The following is a 952-nucleotide window of genomic DNA, read 5'->3' on the forward strand; positions in this document are numbered from 1 at the left end:
ACCTGAACGAACGTTTAGGTTGTCAGTAGTTGAATATAATTTGGCGATCGTCGCATTCTGAAAAGCGACTTTGAATTTCGGTTCCAATGCGCGTGCCAGGAAGATTGCAAATTCTTCACGAACCAAATCTTTATCCGGGGAGTAGCTTCCGCCCCCGGTTCCGTTGGAGATGCCAGCTGTCGCGATTTTATTTACGGCAGTATAAAGGCTTGTGTTGCTTGAATCTTGTTTGATGTCGGTAAAGAACACAGCGCTTGTCTTCGTGAGGTTGAAGGCACGGCTTAATAAGTAAGCCATCTCACCGCGGGTCATGGTCTGTTTCGGTTTGAATGTACCATCAGGATAACCGGTGATGATCCCTTTATCTACAGCTGATTGAATATAGCCGGAACTGTAGCTTGTCGAGCTTACGTCGGAGAACTTGGTTTTTCTCTCTGTTCCACTTAATCCGAGTGCGCGGCCGATCAATGTAGCTGCCTGTTCGCGTGTTACTGAATAGTCAGGTCCAAATTGGTTGCTGGAGATTCCTTTGATGAGCCCTTTATCATATAAGTAATCAATTTCAACATCATTTGAAGATACATCCTTAAATGGTGTCCAAGCGGATGCGGGGCTCAGCCCTATACTGGAAATCACTAAAACAGCAGCGACTAGAAATAATGTAACCTTGCTAAAAAAATTATTCATTTGTCTTTCATTTTCCCCTTCCGGTTCTTGTGGTTTTTCTATCTCTGATGATATTAGCACTTTTTTATGCTATTTTATGTATTTTTTTATAAAATAAGCAATAAGTCTGGTTTAAAAGTCAAAATAAAAAAAGTGCCAATTTATCTACTTATTTTCTGTGTAAATAGACTCTGGATTTTCCCTTTTTAATCATACTGTTATTATCATATAGAAAGAACTAGTATCTTTTTAAATAATGTGTTGGGTGAAAACAAGTATAGAGAAA

At 39.4% G+C, this 952-nt stretch carries 1 protein-coding gene; it reads right to left on the minus strand.

Features of this window, described 5'->3' with window-relative positions:
* Positions 1 to 687: S-layer homology domain-containing protein (locus tag CXF70_RS06645; protein ID WP_145990710.1), on the minus strand; the 687-nt coding region annotated here is incomplete at its 3' end.
* Positions 688 to 952 lie beyond the last annotated feature (265 nt).

Origin of the sequence: Planomicrobium sp. MB-3u-38 (assembly GCF_002836425.1) — a bacterium.
In the GTDB taxonomy this organism is placed as follows: Bacteria; Bacillota; Bacilli; order Bacillales_A; family Planococcaceae; genus Planococcus; species Planococcus okeanokoites.